We start from the raw sequence: 15,468 nt of genomic DNA, 5'->3' as shown, positions 1-15,468 counted from the left end.
CGCCCGCGACCGGGTGCCTGCGCAGGGCAGGCACCCGCAGGACCTCGCCCGGTGCCGCGCTCACCGCGCGCACCGGGTGAGGCGATAGGGCCGGCTCAGGAGTGGAACGGTCCGCGCAGGTCTTCGGTGGCGGACCACAACGCCCGGGCGGCGGCGGTGTCGTAGGAATGGGGTGAGGAGGCCACCGGGGTGAAGCGGTTGTAGTACGTTCCGGCGGTCACGCTCCCCGTCGCCAGGCGCACCACGGGCTCCGCGCCGCGGCGTGCGGACAGGGCGAAGGCATGGACCATGCGTACCTGGACGGTGCGGAACTCCCGTCCCAGGCTGGTGCGTACGACGCCTGGGTGAAGCGCTGCCATGGTCAGCTCCGGGTGGCGCGCATGGAGTTGGTAGGTGAACATCAGGTTGGTCAGCTTGGTGCGGCTGTAGACCAGGAAGGGGTCGTAGTCCCGTTCGCTCTGCAGGTCGGCGAAGTCTAGGGTGACGGTGCCGCCGCCTCGCATGGGAGTGCGGTGGCCCTCGGAGTTGACGTTGACGACCCGGCCGTCTCCTTCTCGCAGGAGGGGCAGCAATCGGCTCGCCATCGAGTACGGGGCGAGGTGGTGGACGGCGAAGTCGAGTTCGAAGCCCTCGGCAGTGGTCTCCCGGCGGGGCCGCATGACACCTGCGTTGTTGATCAGGGTGTCGACCGTATCGGAGACCTCGTGCACCTGGCGCGCCACGAAGTCGATGCCGCCCGCCGTCGCGACGTCCGCACGGATCACGTGGGCCTGGGGAAGTGCACGGGCGAGGCTTGTGGCACGGTCCGGCCCGCGCCCGACCAGGATCAGGCGGTGGCCGACGGCGGCCAGGGCGTGGGCGGCCTGCCGGCCCAGACCGGAGGTCGCGCCGATGACGACGATGGTGCGCGCCCCGCTCCTCATCAGGCGGCCCCCGAGGGGACCTTGCTGAGCTTGAAGCTGCTCGTGATGAGCCGCTCGCGCAGTCCGGCGGGCAGCCGGGAGATCATTCCCAGGGCCCGGGCGTCGGAGCCGGCCACGTAACGGCGCTTCGGACGGCGGGTCTCCACGGCCGCGACGATGGTCTTGACGACCCGGTCGACGGGACCGTTCTTCTGGCGTGCCATCACTTCGGCGAACGCGGCCCGGTGGTGGGCGTACAAGGCCGGGAGGTGGGGGTCCGCGGAACCGGTCGCCGCCTTCGCGGCCGCGTCGGCCGACTTCTCACTCATCCGTAAATCCCGGGCGGTGTAAGGGACTTCCACGCCCTCCTCGAAGAGGTCAACGGCCCGCATCCGCACCTCTTCCCTACGCCTACGCCGCTCGGCGGTCAGCCCGCCCCCGTCCGGATACCGCATGCCTCCGGCGTACCAGCCCGGAGGGACCGCGTCACCGGTCCGACACGGATTCAGACCCCGAAACGCCGAAGTCAGGAAGGTGCGGCGTCGAACTTGGCTGGGCTTTTCGCAGTTCTGCGGACGTGAGGGCGGCCTCCGTCTGATCCTGTTGCTCCGTCAGGTTGGTCAAGAAGCCTTGTGCAGGGAGACGACGGCCTGCACAAGGGCGTGCGGGGCCTCCCAGTTCAACATGTGTCCGGCGTCCGGCACGGTGACCAGCCGTGCGCCCGGTATTCCGGTGGCCAGGCGCCTGGCGTGGCTGGGGGGTGTGCTGCGATCGGCCGACCCGACCATGACGACGGTGGGGACCGTGATCTCGGTCAGACGAGGGTAGCGGTCCTCGCGGGCGAACGCCCGCACGACCGGCACGAGGGAGCGGTGGTCCTGGTGGAGGAAGACCTCGAGGAAGACCGCGATCATCGCTGGAGAGGGGTGTGTTCCGCACTGAGCGGCTCCGAAGAGGATTCCGCCCGTGCGGGTCCGTGCCAGCCGCTGGAGGATGCCCGTCTCCAGCAGCGGGATCTGCAGCCGGTTGTGCGGCGCTCCGTCATAAATACGGCCCGCCCAGGTCGCGAACAGCACCAGACCGCGCAGCCGCCGGGCGACGCCGGGATGGTCGAGCACGGCACGAAGCGCGAGGAATCCGCCCATGGAATGCCCGACGAGCACCCCGTCGCGTACGTCGAAGTGTTCGAGGACTGCTAGGTAGTCCTGCGCCATGGGTCCGGAGCCGATGCCGTCCGCGCCGCACGTCGACCGTCCATGGCCACGCTGATCGAAGACGATGACACGGTGACCGCTCGCCACCAGGGTGGCCTGCACCAGATTCCACTCCAGGAGAGAGACACCGTATCCGTGGGCCAATACCACCGGTGGCCCGTCACCCGCGACGAGGGTGCGCAGCACCGTCCCGTCGGGGCGAGAGAGCAGCACTTCCTCGCCCTCGGGCTCGCGACGGAGCCGTTCGTAAGAGACTGGATCCGGCAGACGTTCGATCCGGCCGGCCGCTGCCCGCGCCGCGATGGCTGCGGCGGCGGCCGCAGCGGCTCCCCAGACCAGTCGCATCTTCATCAGACCCCCTGAGTCGGCCCCTGTGTTGTGTCAGGCCGGGTCGAAGCGCGCTGACGGCGCCCATTGTGTCTTTCACGAGGACTGCGGCGCGCCGAGAATGTAGCGGATTGGCTCAGAAGCTTTGTTTCAAGGGACGTGCGCGGTCGAGTAGTTGCTGGTGAGGTATGAACTCCGTCTCGATGGGAGAGACGGGCCCTTGTGCTTCCTCGGTCTGCCGGGCAGATCACGGACGTACTGCGCACGAGCCCTCACAAGATGCCGCTCGTGGGCATCGGACTGAGTCAGCAGCTGAAGAAAGAAACGAGACGTGCATATCCGAATCGCTTGTCGCTCAGCGCTCGTCGCCGTTCTGCTCTCCTTCGCGGCCGTTCCGGCGTCCGCGGCCGGCGAGGGGACACGGGCCGACCGCTCCTGTGGCGATCTGCGGTTGACGGGCTCACTGCCCGCACCGCCCGTGGGTATGGCCGTACAGCAGGAGGTATCGATCGGCGTGGACTGCAGGCCACGGCTCGGTGAGGTGCGGCTGACGCCGCTCGGCCGGGCCGGTGGAACCGCGGCAGGGGCCGGGACCGAAGACACCGAGAGCGGCTGGCATCGGCTTTCCAGCTGGAACGAGATGTACGACTGCTGCCATATCCGCATGACTGCCCTGTACCTGACGTCGCACTGGGCCACCGAAGGCGGTCGCGTCGTGAGCGCGGGCGCCGGCGCCACCCAGCAGTGGAACCGTGAGCCGTGGGACGCGGGTTGGTCGCGGAAGTCGGCCACCGAGGGCGTCGACTGCGCCACCGGCTGCTCGGCCTCCCGCAGCGAGGCACACGCGGACTTCACCTATCGCGGAGTCTTCGACGCGACCGGGGCCTGGTACGCCAACACCCACCACTCGTACGTCGACCTCAAGGCCGACGGCACCGCCTTCTGCCACTTCGAGGTGAACCTGCGTCACACCTTCATCGGCTGGAACTGGCGGCGCGGCTGTGCCTGACCGGCCCCGACGACGGCCGGAGCGCGCCGCACCGCGCAGCAATCGTCAACTGGGCTTTCGTCCCTCTTCCTGGCTCCCGTAGGAGAGGGGTCGCTTCCGGCGGCACGCGCAACCCGGACAGCGTGCCGCGGGGTGGGCGCCATCGGGGAGGCGAGGCTCGCCGGGATGAGCACACGCTCGGCGGCGGCCGCGGCCCGGCCGGCTCCGCTGTGCGCAGGCCGGGGGCGGGGCCCGCACACAGCAGGGAGGGCTCGCCGCTGACCGACAGACCAAAGACCACGGTGAACCGGCTGGAACAGGCCGGCCGGAACAGGCTCTCGGTGAGCTAGGACAACGCTTGGCTCGTGCCGCGTACGGCCGTGATGAAGCCAGTGCCGGACGGATTGGCTGTTGGCCGGTCGTAGTGGTCAGCGACGGCGTCCAGTGGATGGATCCGGGTGTGCCAGCCGTGGTCGCCGAGCCAGTCGGCGGTCCTCGAACCCAGGCCGCCCTTCCACAGCGAGGTGATGTGCGCGACCGACGGATCGTCGAGAACGGTCTGCCCGCTGCGTCCCCGCTCCAAGACGAGCCGGCTGACCGGGGCGGACAGTTCACCGACCGTGGTGAGCACCCCGGCCGCCTCCTCTGCGGTGAGATAGACAAGCAGGCCTTCGACACCCCAGGCGGTTGGCTGCGCCGGGTTGAACCCCGCGTCGATCAGCCGATCGGCCCAGGCGGTGTGCAGCAGGTCCACGGGAAGGGCCGTTCTGTCGCAGCGCGCTACGGCGGACTCCGCCGCCAGCACGCGGTGCTTGAACTCCAAGACCGGCGGCAGGTCGAGCTCGTACAAGCGGATCCCACGCGGCCAGGGGAGCCGGTAGGCGCGGGTGTCCAGCCCGGCTGCGAGCAGGACCACCTGGTTGCAGCCGGAATGCAGAAGCTGGTCGTCGTAGAAGCGGGTCCGGATCACCGTCTGGGCCGTCAGGACCTTCGCCAGCGGACCGGGGCTGTGCGGTCGCATCGGCTCTCCCGACGCGGCCAGAAAGGCTGCAGCATACGGGTCATTGAACAAGGCGTTGCCGGCTGCGCTCTCGTCAGCGCGGACCTGGGCCACGGCCAGCGCCGTCTTCGACACGGCGCTCAGCAGCTGCCACTTCGTCATGACGCCCCACCGTACAGTTTCCTGGCCGACGCCCACGAACGGCAAGGCGTTCTGCGACAGGCGGGGGCCGTGTACCAGTTCCGCACATCGACCTCCAGCGGCACCTCTCAGAGGGCCACCGGCGGCCAGTACACCCCACAGAGGCCACCCGCAGCCGACAATGAGACCGGCACGGGTGGTGCGGATGGGAACGCCGTCAACCCTGACCAGATCATGCGAAACAAGGGCCTCGCTGCCGCTACGTTGCTCGGAGCGACCATCGCGAGCACCTCCCGTATCGACGAACCCGTCCGGCTCGGTCTCGCGGTCCTGACCAAGGGCATGCGCGTCAAACGCCAATCGCCAGCCGTACATCGTCGCACTGGCGCCTCTGCCGACTCCAACGCCATCTCATTTCGTCACCGAACGGTCGGCATTTCGTCGGCTCCCCTCCCCGGGGCGGGGGAGGGTGATCGTCCCTCCCGCCCCGACTGGAAGGACCTGGCGATGCGAACTCCCGCCGACTCCCGCGCGGACGCCCAACGCCTGATCGAGGCCCTGCCGCGCCCCCTGACCCGGGACTGGCCCAGCGCGCCGACGCCGTACAGGACACGCTGCTGACCAGCGGACTGCTCGACAGCAGTGACCTGGGCAACTCGCTGGCCGTCGCACGCCCGCGTCGTCACGGGCAACCCGGCCTTCGGCCGGCACGACTGACCGGACGCGGTCCGCGCCGGCGCGGTCGCGGCCCGTCCTAGCTGTCGCTCCGCGCCCGGAACACGACCGGGCCCCGGCGATCGACGCCGGAGCCCGGTTCCGGGTGCCGCGGGTTCAGCGGTCCGTCACCTCGCCGCCGCCGTAGGAACGGTGCACGGCGTCGGCGGCCTTGTCGGTCTGCGCGTCGTACTTGTCCCCCGTACGCTCGTCGACCATCCGCTCGACACTGTCGACACCCTTGTCGGCCTGGTCCGGATGGGCCTTCGCCATCTCCTTGGCCTTGTTCGCCATGTCTCCCAGCTTGCCCATGAGGTACCTCCCGGCGATACGTGTGTGTCGTACCCGGCGGGGAGTACCCGCGGCGTCCGGTTCGAAGCGTGCATGGCGGATCCGCCGTCATGCCGAACTCATTCTGAAATGATCAGTTAGTCGTGTTGTGTTGTGTGCCGTGATGCGCCTGGCGGGGGCTGCCGGCCGGCCCCCTCGCGCCGGCCGGCAGCATGCCCAGCAGGGCAAAGGGGTCAGCGACAGTGGACCCACTTGTTGGAGAGGATCCTGAGCGCGCTCGCCCCGCTGGGAGCAGTGTTCTTGGCGCCGCGGCCGATGACGTACGAGTGTCCGTGGTAGTTCTTCCCGCTGTAGATCGTCACGTCACAGCTCTTGCCGTGGTTGTAGAACGACAGCACGCGGCCGTTGAAGACGGAGTACCGCGACAGGTCCCTGTTGTTGTCCCGGACCTTCTGCATCCGGCCGGAGTAGTTCCTGCCGGACCACACGCACAACCAGCCGCTCGGGCAGTCTGCCGCGACCGCGACCGTCGCCCGGAACGGGGTGCCGGCGTGGCTCGCCGGGCTGTTCCCGGTGGCGGCGGCCACACCGCTCGTCGTGCCGCCCAGGAGGGTGAGTGAGGCGATGCCGATGCCGATGAGCTTGCGTGTTGCGATGGACATGCTTGCCTTTCTGCGCCCGCTCGGAGCGGCTCTCCTTCTTGAGGGCCTGGTGCCTCCGTTGCGTCCACGTCGTCGAGTTCAGCGGCCGCTGGATTGAATGGACAGCCCGATCCGACACTCTGATCAATGGCGACGGTGCAGGTCACGGCCACGGTGCGCGATGCTGACCAAAGAAGACGCCTGTCGTTTGCTCCTCTCTCCACACGTGCGTAGCGTCTGGTGATCGCACACGTGCGTTGCGTCCGGGTGATCGTGCCGCGTCCACGGGGGAAGCGGGCGGATGAGGGGTGAGCTGGCGATGGCAGGACGTCCTGAGAGCCCACTCGATCCCAGTGCGGGACCGGTGGCGCGGTTCGCGGCCGAGTTACGCAAACTCCGTGCGGAGGCCGGGAGCCCGACCTACCGGGTGATGGCGCAGCGCACGGGGCAGGGGGCGAGCACCCTGTCGCAGGCAGTGGGGGAGAGCGGCTGCCGACTCTGCCTGTGGTGCTGGCGTACGTGCGAGCCTGCAGCGGCGATGTGCAGGAGTGGGAGGAGCGGTGGCGTGAGGCAGCCGCGGAGGAGGCTGCGGAGCCGCGCGCCTCGGACGAAGATGATGAGCCTCCCTATCGGGGGCTGGCCTGTTTCGAACCGGGCGACTGTGACCTGTTCTTCGGCCGCGACCAGCTCACCGGCCGTCTGCTCGAACTGACCCGCTCCCGCCGCTTCACTGCGGTGTTTGGTCCGTCGGGCAGTGGCAAGTCCTCTCTGCTCCGTGCCGGTCTCATCCCGCGCCTGCGCAGTCCGCAGGCTCCCGGTCCGCGGCCGGCCGCCGTTCGCGTCCTCACCCCGGGGGAGCACCCCCTGCGCGTCCACGAGCAGCGGCTGATACCCAAGGACACTGACGGTGAGACGTGGCTGATCGTCGATCAGTTCGAAGAGCTCTACACCCTCCACACCGGCCCGGCCGAACGCGACCAGTTCATCGGCTTTGCCGGCCGGGGAGCGACGCGAGAGGCTGGCGAAGGAGCGGTTCAGGCGGTGTCGGGGGCGCCTTGATGGGCGCTGAGCGCGTCGGCGGTGCTCGGGTAATGGGGGAGGAGGCTGTCCACTCCGGTGAGGGTGAGCATGCGCATCAGCCGGTCGGGGACGGCGGCCAGGGCCAGGGAGCCGCCCGCTTCCTGGGCGCCGTGCCAAATGCCGATCAGTGCGCTGAGCCCGGCGGAGTCACAGAAGCCCACACCCGACAGGTCCAGGATCAAGTGGTGGTGGCCCTGGTCGATCAGCTCCAGCGCGCGGGTACGCAAGCCGGGTGCGGTATGCAGGTCGATCTCGCCGGTGACGGTGGCGACCGCTGCGGGACCGGGGGTGGCGGTCAGGGCCAGCTCGATGTCGTCGGTCATGGCCGTCAGTGCTCCTCGCCGGCGGGCGCGGCGGTGGTGTGGGCGGTGGATGCGGCCCCCGTCGCGGCGGCCTGGTCGGGAGCGGGGACCGACAGAGCCAGCAGGGCGACGTCGTCACTCGCGCCGTCGGGCAGGGCGTCCAGCAGACCAACGGTGTCCTGGACCAACTGCGCCGCCCCGCACGAGGCGGGACGAGCGGTGAGGAAGGCCGTCAGGCCCTCGTCACCGAGCATGGCGCCGGTGCTGGTGTGCGCCTCGGTCAGGCCGTCGGTGTAGAGGAGCAGGGCCTGGCCGGGGGCGAGGTGAAGGGTGGTGGAGGCGAAGCGGGCGCCGGGGAAGGCCCCGATGAGCATGCCGCCCTCGGGGCGGACCGCTTCCACCCGCACGCGCGTGGCGGGGCCGGCTTCGGGCGGGGCGGGGCTGAGGTGGTAGGCCGGGGGGTGCCCACCGGTGGCCAGCTCCACGGTGAAGCCCCCGGCCGCGTCAGGGGTCAGGGTGGCGAAGAAAGCTGTGCAGAACCGGCTGCCCGCCCACACGTCGGCCAGCAGGGCGCTGTTCAGGGCCTCAAGTACCGCGACGGGGTCGTCTGTGTGCTGGGCGGAGGCCCGCAGGGTGTAGCGGGCCAGGGAGGTGATAGTGGCCGCCTCGGCGCCCTTGCCGCACACGTCCCCCAGGAACAGTCCCCACTTCCCGGCGGGCAGGGGGAAGACGTCGTAGAAGTCGCCGCCCACGTCGTGCACGGACGCGGTGTGGTAATGACAGGCCAGCTCCAGGCCGGGCACCGTCGGCAGCGCCGGCGGCAGCAGAGTGCGCTGCAAGGTGGAGGCGAAGGAGGCGATCGCCGCCTTGTCCCTCTCCGCCTGCTCCCGGGCCGCCCGCTCCGCCTCGGCGGCCCGCTGCTCCTGGCGCACGGTGCGCAGCGCGGACAGGCGCAGCTCCATCTCGTCCATCACGATCGCCGCCAGATCGGTCAGGGTGGCAGTCTGTTCGGAGGTGATGGAGCGGGGCTTGGTGTCCAGGACGTTGACGGTGCCCAGCTTGTGCCCGTCCGCGGTGGTGATCGGAGCGGCGGCGTAGAACCGAACCCCCAGTGGACCGGTGACCAGCGGGTTGCCGCAGGCGACGTCGTCGAGCAGGGTGTCGGGGATCACCAGGGCATCGTCGCGCAGCACCGCCGAGCCGCACAGGCCCGGATCCCGGCCGATCTCACTGACCCCGTCCAGGCCGTGCGCGGCCTTGAACCAGATCCGGTCCTCGTCCACGATCGTCACCGTCGCCACGGGGACGTCGAACAGGCGAGCTGCCAGCGCAGCCACCCGGTCGAACGCCCCGTCGGGCGGGGTGTCGAGGATGTCGTAGCGGCGCACCGCTTCCATCCGGCCGGCCTCGACGACCTCGTCGGGCACCAGATGCAGGCGCTTGCCAGGAACGCCGTCCTCGGATGCCGAAGCCTGCACGGGCATCGGCTTTCCACCCTCCTTGACCTCCCGCAGCCACCGGGCGCGACGCGGGCCAGCGGAAAGCCTAAGCGCAACGAGTGTGCGAAGGCCATCCGGGTGGCACCTCGAAGGATCACCACCGATGACGACGCGCAGTGCTGCCCGGTGAAACCCGGCGACGGCACCGGGCAGCACTGCGCTCCCCCTCATCGCCCCACGTGCGGGCACCGAACGGGCGACCGGGGCTGTGTCTGCCCTCCGTGGATGATCTTTCCACGCCGGGCGGTGAGGGCCAGAGCCGCACGCGGGGTGATTCTCATAAACGACCCTTTCCCGGAGCAAGATCGGAAACGGTCCGGGCGGGCACCTTCGGCCGCCGCTTTGCTGCCAGAACTCGTTCTCACTCAAAACCGACACCACGTGACCCTCACCGAGAGACAGGCTCTCAGGGATCTGGCGAGGTGCGGGCTGCCTCAACCGGTCCGCGGTAGCTGGCATGATCCGGTTTTCTTGGGGAAGGCGAGGCGAACGGCGTCCTTCTATCCCGAGCTCGCTGGACGGGTATGCCGTGCCCTGAAGCTGGCGGGCTTCCACGTCGTGGATGAGGCGGACGACACCGCACTGGGGCTGAAGGTGGGCGAGACGCCCATGGGCGTGCTGGTGAGCTGGATGGCGTCGCACGGGTTCACCGCGCTGGCGGCCGATCAGCGTGCGGCGTCCGGCGACGGGATCCGGATGGCGGTGCGGGCCGCAGTGGCGGGCCTGCTGTCCAGTGCGGGCACACGGTAGTGGAGTCGCCGGACGCACACGGCATCGTGGTTCTGGCGGAGGGGTCAGCTGCCGGTGCGTGACCGGGTTCGCGTGCAGGTCCGTCGGGTCTCACGCCGTCACAGCTGGCGGCCGGCGGGGTCTCCGCCGGGATCGTCGGCCAGCACGATTGCCGTGGTGATCCGCTTGCCCACCGGCGCACGGTGGATGGCGAAGCTCTGCCCGACGGCCATCACGATCTCCAGCCCGTGCTGGCCGATCCGGGTCGGGTCGGGCGCGAGGATCGCGGGCGGGGTCGGGTTGCTGTCCCAGACGGTCACCTCGATGGCGCCGCCGTTGATCTCCAGGGTGAGCAGGCAGGGGCCGGGTGCGTACTTGCGGGCGTTGGTGACCAGCTCGCTGACCACGAGCTGCACCATGCCCATCGCGCGTTGGGACACAGGCAACCCGTGCACGGCTTGGACGTCGGTGAGGAATCCACGGGCGAGGTCACGGGCGGCGGCGATGTCTTCGCTGCCCCTCGAACGCCCCGGACACCGATAGGACGTCTCCGAGCCGCGAGGACTTGTCCTCGCCGTCTGCTGTCTGTTCCATGCCGCCCGCCCTTGCCCCGTATCCAAGCCTGTTTACCCCCGCACCTTCACATCAGGCGTACGCGGGTCGCGCAGGAGGGGGGCGTCGGCGCCGTCTGCACGGGTCTCGGTGTCATCGTCCTCGCCGGGCAGAACGCCGTACCGCCTGGTGGCGGCCTTGCCGACGCGCCGTACCATGACCCGGCCACCGGGGCAGGGGAGGGACCGCATGAGCGGGGCGACGGACAGGGCTGTGCCGCAGCCGACGCAGATCTCGTCATGGCAACGGGCCGAGCACAACGCGGCCCGCTGGATGCGGTACTGGGGGTACGCCGACGCCACCGCGCGGCCCGGCGGCCCCGACGCGGGCGTCGACGTACGGGCGCGGGGCGCGCTCGGGCAGGTGAAGTACCAGGCCGCCCAGGTCGGACGCCCCGAACTGCAGCGCTTCGTCGGCGCACGGCCCCGGGGCTCCACCGCCGAGCTGATCTTCTTCACCGGCAGCGACTACACCCAGTCCGCCCTCACCTATGCGGCGGAATGGGACATCGCCCTGTTCCGGTACGGCCTCGACGGTGCGATGACCCCGGCCAACGACATCGCCCGGCGTGTCCAGCGCCGGGCCGTCGCGCAGCCCGCGGCCCCGGCGCCGGTCGCCCGCCCTTCCGTCTCGGTGCGCGCCTCGGCCCCGCCCGAGCGGCCCTTCTGGCAGCGCGCCCTGCGGGTGTGGTTCGGCGTCACCCTGCTGCTGGCCCCGCTGGGCTCCCTCGGCGACGAGAAGACCTACACCGGGCCGCCCGCCCTGGACGCCGTCAAGTTCGTCGGCATCCTCACGGGCTGTTGGCTCGTCGGCGGCTACTTGCTGGCCACGCGCAAGGGCCGGCGCACGAAGCGGGGCGAGGCCGAGCCGTCACATCCGCCGGCCGCGCCGCGCCCGTCCACCCCGTCGCGGCCGTCCGCGCCGTCCGGCCCGCCCGCGTCCGACGACCTCGTCGCCGAGGCCGCCCGGATGCTCTCCTCCGGCCGCAAGCCGCACGAGGTCGACCGGGTCCTGCGCGAGCGCGGGGTGCGGTTCCTGGAGCGCGGCCGCATCCTCAACGAGGCGAAGCGGCCGACGCCGCGGACGTGAGCCGAGGGCGCTCCGCCCGCACGGATGTCGGTCCGCCCCTTTGCCTCGCTATCATCCTTTAAAAGCAGAATATGGGGTTTTGCCCAAAAATCGGGGCCTTGCCCTGTCCACGGGCACAAGTCCTGCCGGAGTGATCCATGTCCCGCACGCGTCCGCCGGAGGACGGCGACGAGCTGCTCGCCAGGCTCGGCGCACTGACCGCCCAGGCGCGTGAGCGTGCCGAGCTGCAGCGCTCGCAGGTAGAGCTGGCCATCGCGCTCCAGCGCGGCATGCTGCCCGGGACCTGCCCACCGCCGACGTCATCGCCCGCACGCTGCTCACCGCGGCGGAGAACCAGGCCCGCAGCACCGGTTGCCGGCTGGCCACCCTCATCCACGCGCCCGAACTCGCGCCGTTTTACGGCTGGGTTACACCAGCACGCAGCACGTGACGATCCCCATGCCGCACGCCGCGTTGGGAGTGACGCAGCACCCGCCGTTCATGACCGCCGTCAAGGCCCTCGACCCCGGCGTGCAGGTCCGCACGGTGCCCGGCGCTCCTGGCACGGTGGTGACCGGTCTCCTGCCCGGCTGGGACATCCCCGCCACCGCCCGCTTCGAAGACGGCGAGCTCATCGCCTGACCGGCACACCTCGCGCTGATGGCCCGCCCCGGCACCCCCCCCGGGGGCGGCCCGTCGCACGCCGCCGCCAACCCAGCTCCCTACAGCCCGCTCCAAGCGCAACGCCCGTCCTGCATCCTGCGGTCGGGCCGTCCGGGACCCGACACCACCCCCCCTTGCTGCCGCCGTCCTGACCCGCGTCCCGCACCCGCATCGTCTTGCGGCCCACCCTCCGGCACTTGCCGAGGCGGGCCGTTTCCGTGTTGCCGTCCGGGTGCTGCTTGTGGCCGGGGGTTGTCAGAGGGGGTTGCGTGGATTGGCTGCTCCCGGGTCAGTGTGCGGGGCGTCGAGGGCGCAGCTCCCACCCCAGGCCACTGGCCCGGGGGCGGTCGAGCCTCTGACCGGCGAAGCGCCGGGCCGGTCGCGTTCTCGCACTCTTCCCGCCACCCCTGCCCTGGAGTTGCCATGCCCGCGTCCGTTCCCACCCGCTCGCTGACTGCCGTCCGCCGCCCCCTCGCCGCGCCGGTACCCGCGCCCGCCTGCCCGGCCCTCTACGACGGCCCCCGCATCATGGCCGCCGACTTCTTCCCCCTCGCCCGCACCGGCCGGGCGCAGACCACGCTGCCGCCCTTCCGCGACGGCAACAGCGTCAGCTGCCCGCTGGGCAACGAGTGGATGCGTCACGACGGCCGGTGGATCGTCCCTGGCCGGCCGGCCTGAGCCTGCCCGACCGCACGGTCACCGGCTGGTGGCACACCCGGCACCAGCCCGGCAGGCACTTCGCTCTGGTTCACCGGCTCACCGCCGGGGAGACGAACCTGATCACCCACGGCCACTGCATCAGCTCCCACCTCATCGGCGACACGTTCACCCAGGACCCGGTAACCGGCCCGTGGCTGCGTCAGCTGGCCTGGCAGGCCACCCTTACCCGCACCGTGAGCGTCCACCTGGAACTGCCCACCGGCATCATCACCCTCCACTCCCGCCTGGTCGGTGACGCGTTCTTCCACCCCGCTACAGCCGCCACCCCGGCCCTCTGTGCCTGACATCTCCCGCCCCGGCCCTGGAGCCCGCCATGCTCACGCCTGCCCTGCCCGACGTCCACCGCCGCGCGGCCGCCGTCCTTGCCGCCGCCGGGCTCAGCGTCCTCGACACCGAAACCGACACCGGCACCGATGCCACCGGCCTGCGGGTCCGACCTGCGCAGGACTCTCCGGAGCACACACTCGTCGCTCCCGTCGTCAACGGCCTGGAGGAACTTCCCCCGCCCCTGCCGCAGCACAACGACCGGCGCGCCGCATGGGTGCGGCTCATGCAGGCCGCCCGCAACACCCTGACCGCCGCTGGATGGGAACGCCTGTGGGTGACACCGACCGGCGGCGAGTTCCTTCCCCCCGACGAGGGTCGCGGCGCCGGTTCTGCCGCACGGCGCGCGTCGTGCCCGACCACCTGTAACCGGACCTGACCCGCACCCCACACTCCACCCACCCAGCCCCGGCCCGGCACCCTGCGGGCGCCGGGGCCGCCTCATGTCCGGCCCGTGCGAGTCCGCTTGCGCTCGTTGCCGGCCGTCAGCCCACGGTTCGCGTCATCGGCCCGGGGAGCGGTGACCACCACCGCGCCCCGGGCGCCGCACCCCGCTCGCTCCCGGACTCCGTATCCACACGACACCCCGCGGGGCTGCCCGGCGCGCTGGTCATTGCAGCCGAGACCTGCGCCGTGGGGCGGATGAGGGACTCGCTGGCAGCCTTGGACGGGCTGTTCGCTCAGTCGCCGATCGGCCTGGCCCTGTTCGACCGGGAGCTGCGCTATGTGCGGGTCAACGCCGTACCCACCGCAATGACCGCTGATGGGCTGCCCGTACAAGAGCAACCCCTACCCCCTGCATGAGCGGATGCGCGAGGCCGGCCCCGTCCACCAGGTCCTCTTCCCCAGCGGCGTCCAAGCCTGGCTCGTCACCGGCTACGACGCTGCCCACGCCGGGACCGCCTCGGCAAGAATCACGACCGCGGCAGCGACTGCTGCGCGCCCGCGCCTCGATCATGCCTGAGCCGCGATCCGGAGGCTGCGGAATTGGACGACGACGACACAGCATGATCGAGGAGGAGGTGCGGACTAGTTGGTTCCGGCGGTGAGTTCGCTGAACAGCTTGTTCGCCGATTCCGAGGCGAACTGGCGCTGGAGCTCGGCGCGGGCGATCTGCTTCTTGAACTCACCCTCGAAGCCGGTGAATCCGGCATTGTGCATGGTGTCGGTGATCCACATCGCGAACGCCTGGTAGTTCCAGATGTGCGGCAGGCAGGTCTCCGAGTAGCTGTCGAGGAGGCTGGAGTCACCCTCCTTCGCCTGGCGGATCACGGCTCGGGCGAAGACCTGGGTGTCGTGCAGGGCCAGGTGTATGCCCTTGGCGCTCATCGGCGGGACGATGTGGGCGGCGTCGCCCAGGAGGTAGAGCTTGCCGTAGCTCATCGGGGCGAAGACCACGCTGCGCAGGGGCACGATCTGCTTGGACAGGATCTCGCCGCGCGAGGGCGGGGTGCCGAAGCGGGCCTCCAGCTCGCTCCAGATGCGCTCGTCCGGCCACTGCTCGGGGGTGTCGTCGACCGCGCACTGGAGGTAGATGCGGCTGGCCTCCGGGCCGCGGGGGATCATGCCGGCCAGGCCCAGTTCGTGGATGGCCATGCCGGACGGGCGGGTCGGGGTGGCGGCCAGGACGCTGAGCCAGGAGTAGCCGTACGCGTGGGAGTACTCGGTCAGGGCGGAGGAGGGAATGCTGCGGCGCGAGACGCCGTGGAAGCCGTCGCAGCCGGCGATGAAGTCGCAGTCGACAGCCCGCGCCGTACCGTCGGCATCCCGGTAGCGCACGACGGGGCGGCCCTCGGTGATGTTGACCAGGGTGACGTCGGCGGCTTCGTAGCGCAGGTCGCCTCCCTCGCGCAGGAACAGCTCGGTGAGGTTGCGCACGAGGACCTGCTGCGGGCAGTACAGGCTCTCGTTGTTGTCGTCCACGTCGATCGGCATCGCGTGGCCGTCGATGTAGAAGCCGCCCTCGCTGTGCGGGATCGGGTCGCCCGCCAGGACTTCCTCCAGGCCCCACTCGCGGAACATGCGCACTCCGAAGGTGTCGATGGTCCCGGCGCGCTGGCGCTTCTCGACGTAGGAGCGGGGGTGCTTCTCCAGCACGATGCAGTCGATGCCGTTGCGCAGCAGAAAGTTGCCAAGAGTCAGGCCGGCGACGCCGGCTCCGATGATGACGACTGTCGTTTCGTCGTGTGTCGTGGTCATGGGTGTGCGAGCCTCCGTGCTCAGGGCGTGGGCTGTTGGGCGGCATGGCCGGCC

The 15,468-nt window shown here is 70.6% G+C and carries 16 protein-coding genes and 4 pseudogenes; 10 read left to right on the top strand and 10 right to left on the bottom strand.

Features of this window, described 5'->3' with window-relative positions; all coding sequences use genetic code 11:
- Positions 1-95: 95 nt before the first annotated feature.
- The 3 genes from ABZ923_RS33875 to ABZ923_RS33865 all read right to left on the bottom strand — a co-directional run bounded on the left by ABZ923_RS33875 (position 96) and on the right by ABZ923_RS33865 (position 2,467).
- Positions 96-923: an SDR family NAD(P)-dependent oxidoreductase gene (locus ABZ923_RS33875; RefSeq protein WP_361479666.1), complete on the bottom strand. Its 828-nt coding sequence runs from the start codon at positions 921-923 to the stop codon at positions 96-98.
- Entirely contained in the window at positions 923-1,231 is a 309-nt protein-coding gene (locus ABZ923_RS33870) for a hypothetical protein (protein ID WP_361479663.1), read from the bottom strand. The genes ABZ923_RS33875 and ABZ923_RS33870 overlap by 1 nt, the downstream gene beginning before the upstream one ends.
- 291 nt (positions 1,232-1,522) lie before the next feature.
- Positions 1,523-2,467, bottom strand: coding sequence for an alpha/beta fold hydrolase (locus tag ABZ923_RS33865; protein ID WP_361479660.1), 945 nt, complete (start codon positions 2,465-2,467; stop codon positions 1,523-1,525).
- A 640-nt stretch (positions 2,468-3,107) separates the two neighbouring features.
- Between ABZ923_RS33865 and ABZ923_RS33860 the strand changes: the two genes are divergently transcribed.
- The gene (locus ABZ923_RS33860) at positions 3,108-3,452 is read left to right on the top strand and encodes a hypothetical protein (protein ID WP_361479657.1); all 345 of its coding nucleotides are present in this window, start codon (positions 3,108-3,110) and stop codon (positions 3,450-3,452) included.
- A 325-nt stretch (positions 3,453-3,777) separates the two neighbouring features.
- Here the strand turns inward: ABZ923_RS33860 and ABZ923_RS33855 are convergent, their stop codons facing one another.
- The 3 genes from ABZ923_RS33855 to ABZ923_RS33845 all read right to left on the bottom strand — a co-directional run bounded on the left by ABZ923_RS33855 (position 3,778) and on the right by ABZ923_RS33845 (position 6,239).
- Complete coding sequence (locus tag ABZ923_RS33855) at positions 3,778-4,593, bottom strand: SAM-dependent methyltransferase (RefSeq protein ID WP_361479654.1); 816 nt, start codon at positions 4,591-4,593, stop codon at positions 3,778-3,780.
- An 810-nt stretch (positions 4,594-5,403) separates the two neighbouring features.
- Entirely contained in the window at positions 5,404-5,598 is a 195-nt protein-coding gene (locus ABZ923_RS33850) for an antitoxin (protein WP_361479651.1), read from the bottom strand.
- 212 nt (positions 5,599-5,810) lie between these two features.
- Entirely contained in the window at positions 5,811-6,239 is a 429-nt protein-coding gene (locus ABZ923_RS33845) for a peptidase inhibitor family I36 protein (protein ID WP_361479648.1), read from the bottom strand.
- Between the two features lie 298 nt (positions 6,240-6,537).
- Between ABZ923_RS33845 and ABZ923_RS33840 the strand changes: the two are divergent.
- Positions 6,538-7,205 (top strand): annotated as a pseudogene (locus ABZ923_RS33840) (helix-turn-helix domain-containing protein); the annotation flags it as partial.
- A 47-nt stretch (positions 7,206-7,252) separates the two neighbouring features.
- On the opposite strand, the gene ABZ923_RS33835 reads toward ABZ923_RS33840, so the two are convergent.
- Both ABZ923_RS33835 and ABZ923_RS33830 read right to left on the bottom strand, forming a co-directional pair.
- Positions 7,253-7,621, bottom strand: a complete 369-nt coding sequence (locus tag ABZ923_RS33835) for an STAS domain-containing protein (RefSeq protein WP_361479645.1) — start codon at positions 7,619-7,621, stop codon at positions 7,253-7,255.
- A gap of 5 nt (positions 7,622-7,626) precedes the next feature.
- Positions 7,627-9,084 carry a GAF domain-containing SpoIIE family protein phosphatase gene (locus tag ABZ923_RS33830; RefSeq protein ID WP_361479642.1) on the bottom strand — a complete coding sequence of 486 codons (1,458 nt, stop codon included), beginning with the start codon at positions 9,082-9,084 and terminating at the stop codon, positions 7,627-7,629.
- Positions 9,085-9,480: 396 nt separating this feature from the next.
- Between ABZ923_RS33830 and ABZ923_RS33825 the strand changes: the two genes are divergently transcribed.
- Complete coding sequence (locus tag ABZ923_RS33825; RefSeq protein ID WP_361479639.1) at positions 9,481-9,849, top strand: hypothetical protein; 369 nt, start codon at positions 9,481-9,483, stop codon at positions 9,847-9,849.
- Between the two features lie 98 nt (positions 9,850-9,947).
- Here the strand turns inward: ABZ923_RS33825 and ABZ923_RS33820 are convergent.
- Positions 9,948-10,422, bottom strand: a pseudogene (locus ABZ923_RS33820) (ATP-binding protein).
- A 207-nt stretch (positions 10,423-10,629) separates the two neighbouring features.
- On the opposite strand from ABZ923_RS33820, the gene ABZ923_RS33815 reads away from it, so the two are divergent.
- From ABZ923_RS33815 to ABZ923_RS33785, 7 genes and pseudogenes are all read left to right on the top strand, one after another.
- The gene (locus ABZ923_RS33815; RefSeq protein ID WP_361479636.1) at positions 10,630-11,529 is read left to right on the top strand and encodes a restriction endonuclease; all 900 of its coding nucleotides are present in this window, start codon (positions 10,630-10,632) and stop codon (positions 11,527-11,529) included.
- A 137-nt stretch (positions 11,530-11,666) separates the two neighbouring features.
- A pseudogene (locus ABZ923_RS33810) lies at positions 11,667-11,807 on the top strand (serine/threonine-protein phosphatase); the annotation flags it as partial.
- Between the two features lie 148 nt (positions 11,808-11,955).
- On the top strand, positions 11,956-12,150 hold the full coding sequence (locus tag ABZ923_RS33805) for a hypothetical protein (protein ID WP_361479701.1): 195 nt from the start codon (positions 11,956-11,958) through the stop codon (positions 12,148-12,150).
- A gap of 444 nt (positions 12,151-12,594) precedes the next feature.
- Positions 12,595-12,849: a hypothetical protein gene (locus ABZ923_RS33800; RefSeq protein WP_361479634.1), complete on the top strand. Its 255-nt coding sequence runs from the start codon at positions 12,595-12,597 to the stop codon at positions 12,847-12,849.
- Positions 12,822-13,175: a hypothetical protein gene (locus tag ABZ923_RS33795; protein WP_361479631.1), complete on the top strand. Its 354-nt coding sequence runs from the start codon at positions 12,822-12,824 to the stop codon at positions 13,173-13,175. The genes ABZ923_RS33800 and ABZ923_RS33795 overlap by 28 nt, the downstream gene beginning before the upstream one ends.
- A 29-nt stretch (positions 13,176-13,204) precedes the next feature.
- Positions 13,205-13,594: a hypothetical protein gene (locus ABZ923_RS33790; protein ID WP_361479629.1), complete on the top strand. Its 390-nt coding sequence runs from the start codon at positions 13,205-13,207 to the stop codon at positions 13,592-13,594.
- Between the two features lie 384 nt (positions 13,595-13,978).
- A pseudogene (locus ABZ923_RS33785) lies at positions 13,979-14,186 on the top strand (cytochrome P450); the annotation flags it as partial.
- A gap of 58 nt (positions 14,187-14,244) precedes the next feature.
- On the opposite strand, the gene ABZ923_RS33780 reads toward ABZ923_RS33785, so the two are convergent.
- Positions 14,245-15,414, bottom strand: coding sequence for a 4-hydroxybenzoate 3-monooxygenase (locus tag ABZ923_RS33780; RefSeq protein WP_361479626.1), 1,170 nt, complete (start codon positions 15,412-15,414; stop codon positions 14,245-14,247).
- Positions 15,415-15,468: the final 54 nt, after the last annotated feature.

Source organism: Streptomyces sp. NPDC046881 (genome assembly GCF_040645015.1).
Taxonomy (GTDB): Bacteria; Actinomycetota; Actinomycetes; order Streptomycetales; family Streptomycetaceae; genus Streptomyces.
Note: the sequence above shows the minus strand (reverse complement) of the source record. Positions and strands in the feature narration are given on the sequence as shown.